This is a genomic window from Streptococcus sp. HMSC061D10 (assembly GCF_001808865.1).
Lineage (GTDB): Bacteria > Bacillota > Bacilli > Lactobacillales > Streptococcaceae > Streptococcus.
In genome coordinates, this window is the sequence record NZ_KV794997.1 from 51,533 (window position 1) to 66,189 (window position 14,657).

Sequence of the window (14,657 nt, forward strand, 5' to 3'; positions counted from 1 at the left end):
TATTCCTATTCATAACTCTAGTCATCAGCCTAATAGTTATTAAACAACCTATCATAACTATTCTCCTAATCTAATTAGATTCATCTTCATACTTACAATTGTAAGCCTTTTCCTCTATATAGAATAGCATTATATTTAGGTCTTGTAAACGAATTTAATACTCTATTTCGTTTTATATATATTTAGTTGACTAAAAGAAAGCCAAGAAAAATTTTTCGAACATCAATAATTTAAGCTAGGAGAATGGTCATTAGGAGATAGATAAAGTTCTAGTTATAAGGTGAAATAAAACTGTTTGCCTCTCTTGGCTGATCGAAAGAGTAGACATTAAATCATCCCTATGCCTCTTGGGAAAGGGGAACTAATGATAATCACAACTGGCTGATTCGTATAGGATTCCCTAAAAGAAAAAAGAAAACGACTCCTAAAGAAGTCGCCTTCATTGATAATCGGATGAATAACTATCCTAAAATACACTTGGGCTACAAGTTACTTTGGAAATTGCTATTTGCTATCCAACTTGAACTTGAGACTTAGCCAATCCCTACGTTTTTGGAAAATCTTGCTTGTATCAACCTGAATTACGTAATCCTGTAGCAATTCCGTTGATAGTTGTATGGATTAATCTTTCTTCATCTGTAGATAGCTCACCACGACGTTGACGCTTAATCAATTCTAACTGAATATAGTTAAGAATATTGAAATAAGGCATGCGGTAGTTGAGACTGTCTTTCAAATAGGTATTTTCTGCCAAGAGCTCTTCATGGCCTTCAATAGCCAAGATAACGTCCTTAGTCAACTGCCATTCATCTAAAATGGTATAGTAAATTGCTTGTACTTCTTCACTTTCACAAAGTTTAGCGTATTCAAAGGCAATGTTCATATTTGATTTTGACAAGACCATATCGACGTTGGATAGGAGTGATTGGAAGAATGGCCAATTTTGATACATATCACGAAGATATTCAATATTTTTTGGATCTTGGTCGATAAATTCCTTAAAGCTTGAACCAACTCCATACCAACCTGGGAACATAACACGACTTTGTGACCATGAGAATACCCAAGGAATAGCACGTAAACCACCGATTTCAGTAATCGTTTTACGAGCTGCTGGACGAGAACCAATATTGAAACTTGAGATCGCCTTGATTGGACTCGATTCAAAGAAATAATCATAGAAATGGTCATTTCCAAATACGAGTTTACGATAAATATCGTAACTACGTTCTACTACTTGATCCATGATGGCTTCATAGCGATTTGACGTATTGGTATCACTCTTCTTCTTGGTAATCATACGGTTGATAGCTGCTGAAACCAACATTTCGAGGTTATAGTAGGCTGCATCCTTGTTTCCGTATTTGTTTCCGATAACTTCTCCTTGCTCAGTCAAACGGATACGATCCTTGATTGACTTGAGTGGTTGAGAAGCAATGGCATCATAAGTAGGGCCACCACCACGGCCAACGGTACCACCACGACCATGGAAGAAGGTTACTTTGACTCCAAATTCATCACCAATAGCTGTCAATTGTTGTTGGGCCTTATAAAGTGTCCAACAAGATGATAGATAACCACCATCCTTGTTACTATCAGAGTAGCCGAGCATGATTTCTTGGTAATTGTTTTTAGATGCAATCCATTTCTTAGCAAGTGGTAGAGAGAAATACTTTCTCATAGTTTCTTCAGAATGATCCAAGTCTTCGATCGTTTCAAAGAGTGGTACAATCTGAACACGCGCCTTTTCAGCATCCACAAGACCAACTTCTTTTAGCATGATTGCTAATTCCAGCATATCAGACACGCTGGTTGCATGAGAGATAATCGTTTGACGAATGACATCTTCTCCTAAACGATCTTTTAATTCGCGTGCTGTTTGGAAAATAGCCAATTCTTTTTCAAGCAGTTCAGACTTCTCAGCATGAGTTGCAGACAAGATTCGAGGATCTTCTAACAATTCATGTAAAAGCAAGTCACACTTTTCATCTTCTGACAAATCACTATAGTGGTCATTGATTCCAGCAGATGCCAACAATTCTGCCACACAGGCCTCGTGAACACTTGAGTCTTGACGCATGTCGATGGAAGCCAAGAAGAAACCAAAGACTTCTACAGCTTCTAAAAGTTCTGCAAATTCACCTGTAAGCAAGGACTCTGCCTTGTTTTCAAGTAATGAATCCTTAATAGTATATAGATCTTTTTTGAACTCTTCAACTGTTTCGTAAAATGGTGGGCGATCTTCAGCCAGCTCTTGAATAGCTCCTGAAAGTCGATTGCTAATATAGTCAGTAATCACTCCTTGTTGATGCCCTTGAGTACCAAGAAGACGTTCAACAGGATGGCGTTCATCAGCTGACGAACCAACCACAGACCATTCTTTTATATTCAAGAGAGTTTGAATCAATTTGGACTGAATCAAATGAAAGGCACGACGATAGGGTTCTTTTTCACGAAAGACGGAAGTATCTCCAGACTGAGCAGCCATTTCTTCAACAGCTTTGCTTGTTTTTGATAAATTCGTTGAAAGAGAGAAGGTACGATAAAGACTAGAAATCTTACTGATATAATAGTTCAAAACCACTTCACTTTGAATGGTGGCAGAACGCATAAGTGTCTCAGCTGTTACAAATGGATTTCCATCACGGTCTCCACCAATCCACATTCCCATAGTAATTGGTTTGGCTTGTCTAAGATCAATTCCTTGCTCTTTTGCTAGACGTTTGTACTCTAGCATCAAGTTAGGGACAGCCTGTAGGAAGGAACTATTGTAGTACTCCATCACATTGGTGATTTCGTTGGTTACTTTTAGTTTCTTCTCACGAATCATATCCGTCTGCATGATAATCTCAATGTAGCGACGAAGATCATTATGCCATTTTTCCTTGTTAATGAGTCCCATTCTCACATCACGATATTTACGTAAAAGATTATGGATATGAGTGGTCAAATCCAACATACTCTTACGTTGAACCTGAGTTGGATGGGCTGTCAAAACTGGTACCACGTTCAAGTGTTCAAGAATCTCAGCAGCGTTTTCTTTTTCAGCCACCATTTTGATCGTTGTTGACAATTTACCGAGATAGTCTTGATCGACATTATTTAGGTGATTAATCTCGAAAGCCAAGTCTACGTCTTCTGAGATGTTAATTAAAAGTGGCAAGATAGAGAAGTATCTAGAAATGTAGACCATTTCATCATTTGAAAGACCTGTTACTACTTTATCTAGCCCTTGATAGTCAAGTTTTGAAGAAAGTTCCTTCAAGTGCATGATCTTATCAAAGGTTTCAGCAGGAAGCATATTTTTCGTGATATCTTCCAGCATATCCGTCAAGATTTGAACTTCCTCTTGTACGACCGTTTTGTTACTATAATTTTCTAACTTTTGAAGAGACATTTTTTTCTCCTTGTTATCTATGTCTTAAAACTGTGCGTCGTATTCGCTAAAAAGTCGCGCACGCTTTTCACTGGCATCAATATTTAATACAAATGCTATGGCTACAGAAAGAACCAAGAGACTATTCCCCCCTTGCGAAAGGAAAGGGAAGGTTACTCCTGTTGAAGGAATCAAGCCTGATATACCTCCAATGTTAACAAATACCTGTATCAGAATCATGCCCCCAATACCTATTGCTACCATTGAGTTGAAAGAATCCCTTGCGCGAATTCCTACCAAAATGATTCGGAGAATTAAGAAGAATAGGAGAGCGAGAATAAGACTTGCTCCTACAAATCCAAACTCTTCGATGACAATCGAAAAGACAAAGTCTGTATGGGCTTCTGGTAGATAACCACGTTTTTCAATAGAATTTCCTAATCCCAGACCAAACCATCCTCCATTAACCATGGCATAGTAGGAATTGGCCAACTGGTGTCCAGCTCCAGCAAGGTCATTAAAGGGGTTGAAAAAAGCACTGAACCGCTTGGCAACATAACCAAATACAGGAATTTGAGAGAATTTCTCAACACCGATTATCCGAATGGCTGTTAAGGAAATCATAGAGACACCAGCTAGTAAGCCCAGAATAGTTGTGAACCATCGATAAGCTATTCCACTGATAGTATACATGAGCAAGGATACTAAAATCAAGATAGTAGCATTTCCTAGGTCTGGGAAAATCGCCAAACTACCAATCATAACCAGTAGAACAAAACGCCAATCATTAAATGCTCGAGGAATCCACTGATTAAGGGTTAAAACTTGGAAGTCGTAAACAGCTATCTCATCCTGTTGTTTTGAAAAACGCTGTGCTAGATACCAGACAATGATAATTTTTAAATACTCTGCTGGTTGAATCGTTATTGGACCAACCTTGATCCAGCCATAGGCCCCATTGACAGGAATCCCAATTAAACGCGCTAGAGCTAGGAGTATCAGCTCAACAAACATGACGATGAAAATTAATCGCTCATTTCGCAGAAATCCCAATTTCAATTTATAAATCAAGGCAATTAAAAACAAACTGGCTATCCAGAAAATTCCTTGATTTCGAACCAGTTGCAGGGTACTTTTTCCCTCTTGGATAAGAGTTGCACTAGTTGTCGAATAAACTACTATCAATCCTAGAACGGATAACAGTAAATAAGGAATCAAAATGGAATAATTCAGCAGGTGTCTTTTACTTATTTTCATATGTCACCTATCTATCGGAAAAATTATCTTATTTTCCCATATTATTTCTAGTTTTATAAGCTATTATACCATTTTTTAGCCTAGAAAAAAACTCTTACAGTATAAACATTCGAATTTTACCCAAGACAGGCTCATGATTAAAAATTCTTGAGTAACATCTTTACTCAATCTACAAATAGTTGAAAGTTACTTGAATTCGTTAAACTTTAATGTTCTTATTTCAGAAAATCAAAAACTACCTCCCAGACAAAGGAAGGTAGTTCATTACTATCTTAGTTTGAGGCGCTACTGCTGCTGTCAGAAGTTGTTTCGCCTTTGATGTATTGTGTAAAGATATTTTGGAAGGCCTGATCTTTAACTTTAATATTGGCATCTTGCAATTCTTTACTAATAACACCTTGAACAAAGGTTGCATCATTTTGTTTTTGAGTCAAAATGATTGTTTTAAGTTTTTCTTTGTAGTCATCCAAGTTTGAAGATTTTTCTGACTTCTTAGTTAGTTTCACAATGTAGAAACTACTTGTATAAGCTTGAGTTCCTGGAGCAGTGATAACATCTGAAATTCCGTTAACATCAAGCGCAAAAGCAGCTTTTTTAACCACGTCTGGCAATTCTGTTGATGCAGAGTCAAAGGTAATTTCTCCACCATTTTCTTTAGTCTTTTCGTCTGTAGAATTGTCTTTTGCAAGTTGTGCAAAGTCAGCTCCAGATTCTTTTGCTTTGGCAAGAACTTCCTTAGCCTTATCTTCACTGTCAAGTTTAATAATTTGAGCCGTTACTTCTGGAGTATACTCTTCAAATGCTTTTTTATAGTTTTCATCTGTTAGTTCAGCTTCAGCGGCTTTCTTAACAGCATACTCAACTAATTTACTTGTACGAATTTGTGCTTTACGGCTTTCAGCAGTCATACCTGAACGGGCGAGAATCGTTTGATAGCTATCACCGTATTTCTTTTGTTCTTCTGCAACGGCATCCTCTACTTCTTTATCGCTAACTTCTGAACCATATTGTTTTTCAAAAACTTTTTGAATGGTCATATTTAGCAAGACTTGTTGTGCAGTCGCATTGTTTTTAACTTCTTCAAAGAATTGATGCTCAGTAATAACATCGCCCTTCATGCTAATCAAGTCAGTCCCTTCAGAACTGTTTGAACAAGCAGCCAAAGTGGCTACTGACAACAATGTGATGGCTCCTGCCATTAGTTTTTTCTTCATGTTTACTCCTTTTGTTCACTAAATAAAGGTTTACCTTATCTATTTTACCAAATTGTCTTAAAAATATCTGAAATCAATCAATATCAGGCAGTTCTACTTCTGCTTGATTTTTTCTCAGCATGAGAATTCCGTCTCCAAGAGGAACCAAAGTAGCAGTTAAGCCTGGATTGTCCAAAGTCGCATCAAAGAGTCGTTGCAAGCCACGATAGATGGTTCTTTGTCCTCGACGGACTTCCATGATATCCCTAGCAATATCTCCTCCTTGGAAAATATCATCTAAGACAACCACTCCACCTACTTCTAGGTGTTTGAGGATTTCTGGTAGAAAGATGATGTATTTGGACTTAGCAGAATCCATAAACACAAAATCATAGGTCTCTGTCAACGTTGACAAGACATCTACCGCATCACCTTCTAAGAGAGTGATTTGTTTACGTTGATCAAATTTTGCAAAATTTTCCTTAGCAAAACCAATCATCTCAGGATTTCGGTCAATAGTGGTGATTTTTGACTTGGGTGAATGTTCTGCCATCAAAAGTGCTGAAAATCCAATCGCCGTACCAATCTCTAAAATATTCTTTGGTTGAATAGTTACCATAAGGAAACGAAAGTAAGCGACGGTTTCATGAGGAATGATAGGAATATTTTCCTTGCGAGCGAACTTCTCTAATTCCTTAAGTGAGCCAGTCACTTGTTTTTGTCTATGGCGCATGAACTCAACAATCTCATGCTTGACAACAGGACGTCGCATGTTATGATTGGCATTTTTACTATAAGACTTTACCATCTGCCTTATGCCAATCCTAATTTTTCAACAAGGGCTTCAAACTCATCCAAACGGCGTTCAAAGACTGCAAAGGCATCGTTGAGGTAATCTTCTTTTTCCATATCAACACCCGCTTTACGCATGATATTGAGTGGATAGTCTGACTTCCCTGCTTTGAGGTAGTCAATATAGCGATCACGATCCTCTTGGCTACCATGAACAATCTTTTCAGCCAAAGCTGAAGCTGCTGCAAAGCCTGTTGAATATTGATAGACATAGTAGTTATAGTAGAAATGAGGAATTCGAGCCCACTCATACTGGATTTGAGGATCGTCTTCCTTGCTCAAACCATAATATTCTTGGTTCAAGTCAGCATAGAGATTGTTTAGGAACTCACTTGTCAAGACTTCACCATTTTGGTCAGCTTGGTGAATAGCATGTTCAAATTCAGCAAATTGAGTTTGGCGGAAGACTGTTCCACGGAAACCATCTAGGAAGTTGTTGAGAATTGCAAAGCGTGTTGCATCGTCTTGAACTTCTTGCAATAATTTTTCTGTCAGGATGTTTTCATTAGTAGTTGAAGCAATTTCTGCCAAGAAGATTGAGTAATCTCCGTATACATAAGGCTGAGTTTCACGCGTATAGCTAGAATGCATACTATGACCTGTCTCATGTACAAGAGTGAAAAGATTATCCAGGTTATCTTGCCAGTTAAGGAGCATGAAGGCGTTGGTATCATAAGAACCGCCAGAATATGCACCTGAACGCTTGCCTTGATTTTCATACACATCAATCCAACGTTCGCTGAAGGCACGTTTAACTCGGCTCAAGTAATCCTCACCAAGAACTGCCAAAGCTTCCTCTGCTTTCTTCAAGGCTTCCTCATAAGTAAAGCTGTATTCCACTGAAGACAATGGTGTGTAGACATCGTACATCTTGAGATCTGGAATACCCAAGATTTTTGAACGAAGAGCCAAATAACGATGCAAGAGTGGCAAATGCTTACGAACAGCAGATACTAGATTGTCATAAACACTTTCTGGCACAAAGTTTGCTGCAAGAGCTGCTTCACGCGCACTCTTATAGTTTCGAACTTTTGCACGGTAGTTTTGCACTTTAACATTGGTCTGCAAGGTTTTAGCGTAAGTGTGCTGGTATTGCTCATAAGTAGCATAGAGGGCTTCATAAGCTCCACGACGAACCTCACGATTCTTAGATTCTACCAAGCGCATATAAACGCCGTGTGACAATTGAACTTCATTTCCATCTTCATCTTTAACAAATGGAAAGACGATATCTGCATTATCTAAAATAGCAAAGGTTTCACTAGCAGCACCGAAGATTTCACCAGCACTTGCAAGCAACTCTTCTTCACGTTGTGAAAGGACATGGTCCTTATTTTGCAATAGTTTATCAAAGAAGTGTTTATAAGGCTGGAGTTTTGGTTCTTCTGTTAAAAAGTTTTGATACTGATCTTCTGTGATAGCCATAAATTCCGGCTCATAGAAAGAGAAGACCTGATCAAGTTGACTATAAAGAGCCATTGCTTTTGCATAGTATTCTTGATACTTAGCTACTCGAGTATCTTGGTCGTTTTTCATATGTGCATAGACATAAAGTTTTTCAAGACGACGACTCAAGTCCAGATAACGCTCTGTAATGTCAAGAAGGCTTTCTGCACTATCCAAGAGATGTCCTTCAAGACTAGCTGCTTGTTTTGTATCTTCCGTTAAAAGGGCGAGTTCTTCTTCCCATTTCTGGTCAGTTTCAAAGATCGTTGATAGATCCCATGTATCTTTTTCATTGATTTCATTTCGTTGTAATACCATAAGTTTCCTCCATCCTTTCTATTTTACCATATTTTTTAAGAAATATTGCTGATAAAAGGCAGGTGGATAGAGCTTTTGTGTGTCAATTTTGGGATTTAGTTGATAATAAGCCTGAAAATTATCGTAATAGCCCTGCAAATCTACAGTTATCTGACAAAATAGACCATGTTCTATCGGCCTTACTTGGGGATACCAGTCCGGATGCTTCAGGTTCAAAAGGTTCTCTCCTCTTAAGTAGGCTTGAGCTTGTTTCTTCATCCAATTGGGATTTTGATAGTAGAGTTGTTTTTGAATGTAATGACAAATATCTATGTCTTGCTCAACTGAAAAAGTGATAAGAGTTTGTTTCTGATAAGGACTACGTAAAATTTCTAGGAGGTTTCCTTTGCCATAAGAAAATTCCTTGACCTGATAATGGAGTTTCCCTTTCAAATCTTGGTGAAGGAGGTACTTAAGTCTTAAAACTTGTTTTTTATGGTCTAACTCCCAAATATGAAAGCCCATATTATTACTGAAGTAAAGAAAATCTCTCTGAAGTTTAGTTAGACGCTCTCTTAACCAGAGCTTTTTTCCTAGTAGCCAAAGAACTTGAATTCCCAAATTTCGATAACCATTGCTTCTATCCCTCAAAAGGTCACATGAAATGGGACTGCACTGAATTTCTAGTGCTAATTGCTTATTGATGAGGATATCTGCGATTTGCTTAAGTTCAGGTATGGGATATTCCATTTCAACCTCATTATTCTTCTTAGCCCAATAAAAAAGACTTTTCTTATTTTCTAGGTGTTCTGGTCCTTCATTTTCATGAAAAAAATCACATTTTTTGAGACTTTCATGAGCGAAATGTGAACGCACGTTTTTTCCTTTCCTCAAGCGAACACTCGTTCCACAAGCCGGACAATAATAAACTTGCTTCTTTACTTCATCCTCTAAAGCGCTGATTAAATCCCCATTTTCATCTCTAGCTAAAAACATATATCCCCCCTTTTCTACTTTATTCGAAAAGGATAAGAAAAAGGCTGAGAAAACCAGCCTTTCCATTATATTTTTAGAATAATCCTTTAATCCAGCTCATATTTTATGCTTTTTGATATGTTTTTGTAACATGGGAATCAGATTTGAAATTTGATCTTGTTTAATCACCAACACACCGTACTCTTGACAGCGATGGTTATATACGGGATTGATTTTCCCAGAGCAAACAATTAATTTCAAACAAGTTTCACCAGCAAAATGATTGGCATATACCTCTACTTCATTAATAGCTTCTACAGACAAGTCTGTCATTTTACAAGATATAAAAATAATGGATTGACCTTTACGGAGGACAACATCAATTTCATTTTGTACATTATCAACTTCAGGGAAAATACCATTCCAGTCAATTTCTGCCCCTATCATACATTCATCAAAATACTCTGACTCTATCGCTAAAAGATAGAGATATAATTCTAAAATATGACCTTTTGTGCGACAGAGCAATTGTGCCTCAGAGCTAGAAAAAGTGTAACTAATATGTTCGGAACTTTCCTCATCAATATGAATCAAGTTAGCTTCTGTTAGTAGAGGAATCATTGATTCTGGATAAGAGTACCTTTTTCCGTTACTTTCCAAAACTTTTACTGTTTCAGCATGAAAATCAACTGTTTTAGCTAATGCAAAGAATTGAGTAATCTGATACCATTGCTCTGGGTTTAAAATTGCATAGCTGGCTAATTTTTTGATGGTAATCATTTGTTTCGGACTATATTTAGGTTGTTTCGATTTGATGAGTTTGCCACCCCGTAAGGCCATCAACTGTTCAATGGTCAGATCAGGAATTACTAACTCTTCCTTTTCCACCTTCCCCATCTTCCATTTGAATTGTTTTCCTTGCTCAATATCAATTGCAACAATCGGTAATTGCTTTTCCAAACCGTACTGATAAAGGAAAATAGCTAATATCGAATCTCCTCCAAAAACATCTAAAGTCACTGAATCATAATTAGTCAAGAAAAGATTCAAATCATCCGTAATCTTATCTAGACTTATTTGCCGAAAATGTACTTGCTTTAAGTGTGGAACTTGATCCAGCAAAAAATGTTTCAAGGACAACCTTTCTTCTTCTGTAATTTTTTTCAGAGAGAGAAATAGAACCTCGTCACAATCACAAATAAAAGTCTGATAAACATTTTTCTCGATAGTGTGATGATCAAAAAGTTCGACTAAAAGACTTGGCATGTCGCTACCTTCCTATTAAAGACTTATTAGTAGTATGGAAAATTTAAAATTTCTTATTGTAAACTTCATAGAAATATGGGTTAAGAGATTGTCTTTAGCATTTTCTACACATCTAGTATAGCATAATTCAGTTGATTGGCCCTCAAGTCTTTATATAAAAAAACGAATAGAAATTGATAGCTTTTCTATTCGTTTTAAGATTTTATTTTATCTTTTTAGCCAACATAGTAGCAAATCGTAGTTGGATACGATTTCCGTTTTCATCACGACGGTGGAGATGGCCAGGATTTTCATTGTACTTAACCAATTCCCAGTCCTTGTAGTAATTTGACAACTCACCTTCTTTAAAAGTGAATGGGAAGTTTACTGAGCAAGGATAATCCTCTGTATCCATAGCACACACAATCAAATTGTAACCTCCAATTGAGGTTTGTTCTTGCATGTTTCGAATAATAGCTGGAATGCGATCTGCTTGTAAAAACATGAGAACAACAGTCGATACGATAAAATCGTAAGTTTGTCCAATGCTAGCTGAATTGATATCGTAGATACCGACAGGCATTTCTAGGTCTTCTTGCTCCACAATACTTTGCAAGATTTCAAGAGATAGCTCATTTTGATCTACAGCTGTGACATCAAAGCCATGTTGAGCTAGAAAGAGTGCATTTCTTCCTTGACCACATCCTAGGTCTAGTGCCTTACATGGTTTTACTGTATCCATAGCTTCTAAAACTTCCGAATGGACTGGATTGCTATTGTATTTCTTAGGGAAATAATCCTCTGATTTACAATGAAATTCCAAGTACCATTCCACATCTTCTGTGGCAGCTTCTACTCTGTGCCAAGCTTGAGGTTGTGCCATAGGATTATCAGCACCTGCTTCAAAAAAGTGCTCGGCTAAAACTTCCCCGTCTTCAGTCAACTCAATAAACTTTAGAGTCCCTTTTAATACGGTAATCTTGCCCCAGGTTCCGACCTTAGTATTGTGTTTTCTTTGAACAGCTTCAGGCATGGTGTCTTTATTCCAGACAGGCATGCGTTTATAGGCAACTAGTTTTTCCATTTAGTTCACTCTTTCTATCGATGGTTAACTGCTTTCATGACACGCGCAATATCACGATCTTGCTCACGACGTTTGATAGACTCCCGTTTGTCATAGTCGTGTTTCCCTTTTGCAAGTCCTAAGAGTAGCTTGGCGTAGCCATCTTTGATGTAGACTTTAAGTGGAACCAGAGTCATTCCGGTCCCTTTGGTTTCTTGCTCCAACTTTTGGATTTGTTTTTTATGAAGGAGAAGTTTACGACGACGTTCTGGCTCCTGGTTCCAGATGTTGCCTTCCTCATAAGGAGCGATATGGACATTACTAAGCCAAACTTCCCCATTCTTAACCTGGGCAAACCCATCTTTCAGATTGATGCGGGCTGCTCGAACACTCTTGATTTCTGTTCCTGTCAGGACCATTCCTGCTTCTAGCGTATCAACGATTGTATAGTCGTGGTGCGCCTTTTTATTTTGCGCGACGACCTTTCCCTCGCCCTTTGCCATGCTTAGCTCCTTTCTTTGCTACTTCCTTATAAAAAGGTTTCTTGCTCTTTTTCTTTTTATCTTTTGGAGAATGCTTGCGCTTATCACTTGAGCGACTAGCTTTTCTCTTGTCTTCTTTCTTATCTGAACGACGACCTCTATCCTTACGACCAGACTGTTTCAAACCTTTCTCAATGACATCAAATTCGCTTGGAATAAAGGAGAAATCAATCTCACCAGTCATCTTATCTGCTCTTTCAACTCGAATGCGTATCTGTTGTCCCACACGGAAGGTAATACCTGATTTCTCCCCACGGAGGGTTAAATCGCGTTCATTAAAATGGTAAAATTCAGGTAGATTGGTAATGTGAATCAATCCTTCAACTGTATTTGGTAATTCAACAAAAAGACCAAATTTAACAATACTTGAAACAACTGCATCATACTCTTCACCAACGTACTCTTCCATGTATTCAGCTTTTTTCATGGCTTCGACTTCACGCTCTGCCTCGATAGCACGGCGCTCACGGTTTGAAGATTGAGTCGCAATCTCTGGAATGACCTGTTCAAAATGATCTGCTACATCCTTAGAACGTCCATAGTCGCGAATCATACGATGAACAAGAAGGTCAGGATAACGACGAATTGGACTGGTAAAGTGCGTGTAATAGTCCGCGGCTAGACCATAGTGACCGTGATTATGCTCAGAATAACGAGCCTGTTGCATCGAACGCAGAAGCATCATGGACAATACATCTGCATAAGGTTCTCCCTCAACAGCACGCATGATGTCTTGGAGTGCTTCCTGGCTAATCTCACTGGCAGTCCCATAAATTCGCAAACCAAAGCTCGAAGCGTAATCAATAAATTTCTGAACTTTTTCAGCTTTAGGTTCCTCATGGATACGATAGATAAAAGGTAAATCAAGCTTGCTAAAGTGCTCGGCAACTGTTTCGTTGGCAATCAGCATAAAGGACTCAATCATACGTTCAGCAACACCACGATGACGAAGAACAATATCAACTGGCTTGCCTTTTTTATCTACCAAAATCTTAGCTTCATTAGTATCAAAATTTAAAGCACCACGCTTAATTCGCATACTTTCCAAAGTCTCATGGAGCTTGGCCATAAGTTCGATACTAGGAACAATTTTCTTATAGTCTTGTCTCTTCTCCTCGTCACCAGCTAAAATGTCATTGACATCACTATAAGTCATACGAAAACTTGTCTTGATAACAGTCTGTGTAATCGTATAATTACGAACACGACCATTTTTATCAATCTCCATAATAGCAGACTGAGTCAAGCGGTCCACTTGAGGGTTAAGAGAACAGATACCGTTTGAGAGGCGCTCTGGCAGCATTGGAACTACACGGTCTGTCACATAGACAGAGGTCGCACGATTGAGGGCTTCCTTGTCAAGAGCAGAACCATCTGTCACATAGTAGGAGACATCGGCAATGTGAACACCTAGTTCGATATTTCCATTTTTCAATGGTTTAATATGAACAGCATCGTCTAAGTCCTTAGCATCGGCTCCATCTATGGTAAATGTAATTTCATCTCTCAGGTCCAGACGGCCTTCCAGATCCTTCTCTGATGGTGCATCCGGAACACTCTCCGCTTCTTTAAGAACAGCCTCTGGAAATTCAGATACAATGTCCATTGACTCCAAGACCTCGAGGACATCAATCCCTGCATCTGTAGAATGTCCAACAACATCTAGGATACTAGCGACAAAGAAATCGTGTTTCTTACTTGGGTACTTATCAATAAAGACCTTGAGGACTTCTGTACCGTCTAATTGAATAGCTGGCTTTTTAACATAGATTGGTTGACTAATTTTTTGATTTTTTGAACGGATATAGCCCGCATACTTGGGCTTTTCCTCATCAAGAACGATTTGCCCAACAACTGTCGTTAGACTGTGCTCTAGGATGTCGATAATCTTTGCTTCTGCAGCGGTTCCTTTGTTACGGTCAGCAACTTTCTTAATGACAATTTCAACAGTATCGCCATCAATGGCATAGTTAACATCACTTTTTCCAACAAAAAGATCGTCTTCTTCGCCTTCAAGACTAACAAAACCGAACCCATTTTTATGGGCATGGAAAATTCCTTTCAGGGTAATCTCATGTTTTTTCTTCTGTTCTAGGGTTAAACTACCATCTTCTTCAAAGCGAATCTGGTGCTTACGTTCCATCAAGGAAAGAGTTTTGATTAACTCACGGAAGTCCTTTGAACCATCCTTCCCGAGAGCTTGAGCCAAGTCATTGACAGTGACTCGTCCCTTTTCTTGTATATATTCTTTTATTCTATCTTTCATGTTTTCTTTCTAGATTTTTTAAATTCCTTTTGCTGTAAAACCTTCTCAAACATCATTTAATACTCAATAAAAATCAAAGAGCAAACTAGAAAGCTAGGCGCAGGTCGCTCAAAAGACCGTTTTGAGGTTGCAGATGGAAGCTGAC

At 38.3% G+C, this 14,657-nt stretch carries 10 protein-coding genes and 1 pseudogene; 1 reads left to right on the top strand and 10 read right to left on the bottom strand.

Features of this window, described 5'->3' with window-relative positions:
- Nucleotides 1–333 precede the first annotated feature (333 nt).
- Nucleotides 334–580: pseudogene (locus HMPREF2728_RS10935) on the top strand (hypothetical protein); the annotation flags it as partial.
- Here HMPREF2728_RS10935 and ppc read toward each other — a convergent pair.
- The 10 genes from ppc to rnr all read right to left on the bottom strand — a co-directional run bounded on the left by ppc (nt 572) and on the right by rnr (nt 14,512).
- On the bottom strand, nt 572–3,397 hold the full coding sequence (gene ppc, locus HMPREF2728_RS01705) for a phosphoenolpyruvate carboxylase (protein WP_075226890.1): 2,826 nt from the start codon (nt 3,395–3,397) through the stop codon (nt 572–574). The pseudogene HMPREF2728_RS10935 and the gene ppc sit on opposite strands and share 9 nt — an antisense overlap.
- Nucleotides 3,398–3,421: 24 nt before the next feature.
- Nucleotides 3,422–4,633, bottom strand: a complete 1,212-nt coding sequence (gene ftsW, locus HMPREF2728_RS01710; protein WP_075226891.1) for a cell division peptidoglycan polymerase FtsW — start codon at nt 4,631–4,633, stop codon at nt 3,422–3,424.
- 272 nt (nt 4,634–4,905) lie between these two features.
- Nucleotides 4,906–5,847, bottom strand: a complete 942-nt coding sequence (gene prsA, locus HMPREF2728_RS01715) for a peptidylprolyl isomerase PrsA (RefSeq protein WP_075226892.1) — start codon at nt 5,845–5,847, stop codon at nt 4,906–4,908.
- A 73-nt stretch (nt 5,848–5,920) separates the two neighbouring features.
- Nucleotides 5,921–6,634, bottom strand: coding sequence for an O-methyltransferase (locus HMPREF2728_RS01720; RefSeq protein ID WP_075226893.1), 714 nt, complete (start codon nt 6,632–6,634; stop codon nt 5,921–5,923).
- 5 nt (nt 6,635–6,639) lie between these two features.
- Nucleotides 6,640–8,442 carry an oligoendopeptidase F gene (pepF, locus tag HMPREF2728_RS01725; RefSeq protein ID WP_075226894.1) on the bottom strand — a complete coding sequence of 601 codons (1,803 nt, stop codon included), beginning with the start codon at nt 8,440–8,442 and terminating at the stop codon, nt 6,640–6,642.
- Between the two features lie 18 nt (nt 8,443–8,460).
- Nucleotides 8,461–9,417 (bottom strand): competence protein CoiA, encoded by a 957-nt coding sequence (locus tag HMPREF2728_RS01730; protein ID WP_075226895.1) that lies wholly within the window; start codon nt 9,415–9,417, stop codon nt 8,461–8,463.
- Between the two features lie 96 nt (nt 9,418–9,513).
- Nucleotides 9,514–10,662 carry a PDDEXK family nuclease gene (locus tag HMPREF2728_RS01735; protein ID WP_075226896.1) on the bottom strand — a complete coding sequence of 383 codons (1,149 nt, stop codon included), beginning with the start codon at nt 10,660–10,662 and terminating at the stop codon, nt 9,514–9,516.
- A 202-nt stretch (nt 10,663–10,864) separates the two neighbouring features.
- Complete coding sequence (tehB, locus tag HMPREF2728_RS01740; protein WP_075226897.1) at nt 10,865–11,725, bottom strand: SAM-dependent methyltransferase TehB; 861 nt, start codon at nt 11,723–11,725, stop codon at nt 10,865–10,867.
- 14 nt (nt 11,726–11,739) lie between these two features.
- Nucleotides 11,740–12,207 carry an SsrA-binding protein SmpB gene (gene smpB / locus HMPREF2728_RS01745; RefSeq protein WP_001051741.1) on the bottom strand — a complete coding sequence of 156 codons (468 nt, stop codon included), beginning with the start codon at nt 12,205–12,207 and terminating at the stop codon, nt 11,740–11,742.
- Nucleotides 12,170–14,512 (bottom strand): ribonuclease R, encoded by a 2,343-nt coding sequence (gene rnr / locus HMPREF2728_RS01750; protein WP_075226898.1) that lies wholly within the window; start codon nt 14,510–14,512, stop codon nt 12,170–12,172. The genes smpB and rnr overlap by 38 nt, the downstream gene beginning before the upstream one ends.
- Nucleotides 14,513–14,657 lie beyond the last annotated feature (145 nt).

Coding starts and splice junctions, on each gene's coding strand:
- ppc (WP_075226890.1), bottom strand. CDS start 3,397: ATGTCTCTTCAAAAGTTAGAAAATTATAGTAACAAAACGGTCGTACAA.
- ftsW (WP_075226891.1), bottom strand. CDS start 4,633: ATGAAAATAAGTAAAAGACACCTGCTGAATTATTCCATTTTGATTCCT.
- prsA (WP_075226892.1), bottom strand. CDS start 5,847: ATGAAGAAAAAACTAATGGCAGGAGCCATCACATTGTTGTCAGTAGCC.
- HMPREF2728_RS01720 (WP_075226893.1), bottom strand. CDS start 6,634: ATGGTAAAGTCTTATAGTAAAAATGCCAATCATAACATGCGACGTCCT.
- pepF (WP_075226894.1), bottom strand. CDS start 8,442: ATGGTATTACAACGAAATGAAATCAATGAAAAAGATACATGGGATCTA.
- HMPREF2728_RS01730 (WP_075226895.1), bottom strand. CDS start 9,417: ATGTTTTTAGCTAGAGATGAAAATGGGGATTTAATCAGCGCTTTAGAG.
- HMPREF2728_RS01735 (WP_075226896.1), bottom strand. CDS start 10,662: ATGCCAAGTCTTTTAGTCGAACTTTTTGATCATCACACTATCGAGAAA.
- tehB (WP_075226897.1), bottom strand. CDS start 11,725: ATGGAAAAACTAGTTGCCTATAAACGCATGCCTGTCTGGAATAAAGAC.
- smpB (WP_001051741.1), bottom strand. CDS start 12,207: ATGGCAAAGGGCGAGGGAAAGGTCGTCGCGCAAAATAAAAAGGCGCAC.
- rnr (WP_075226898.1), bottom strand. CDS start 14,512: ATGAAAGATAGAATAAAAGAATATATACAAGAAAAGGGACGAGTCACT.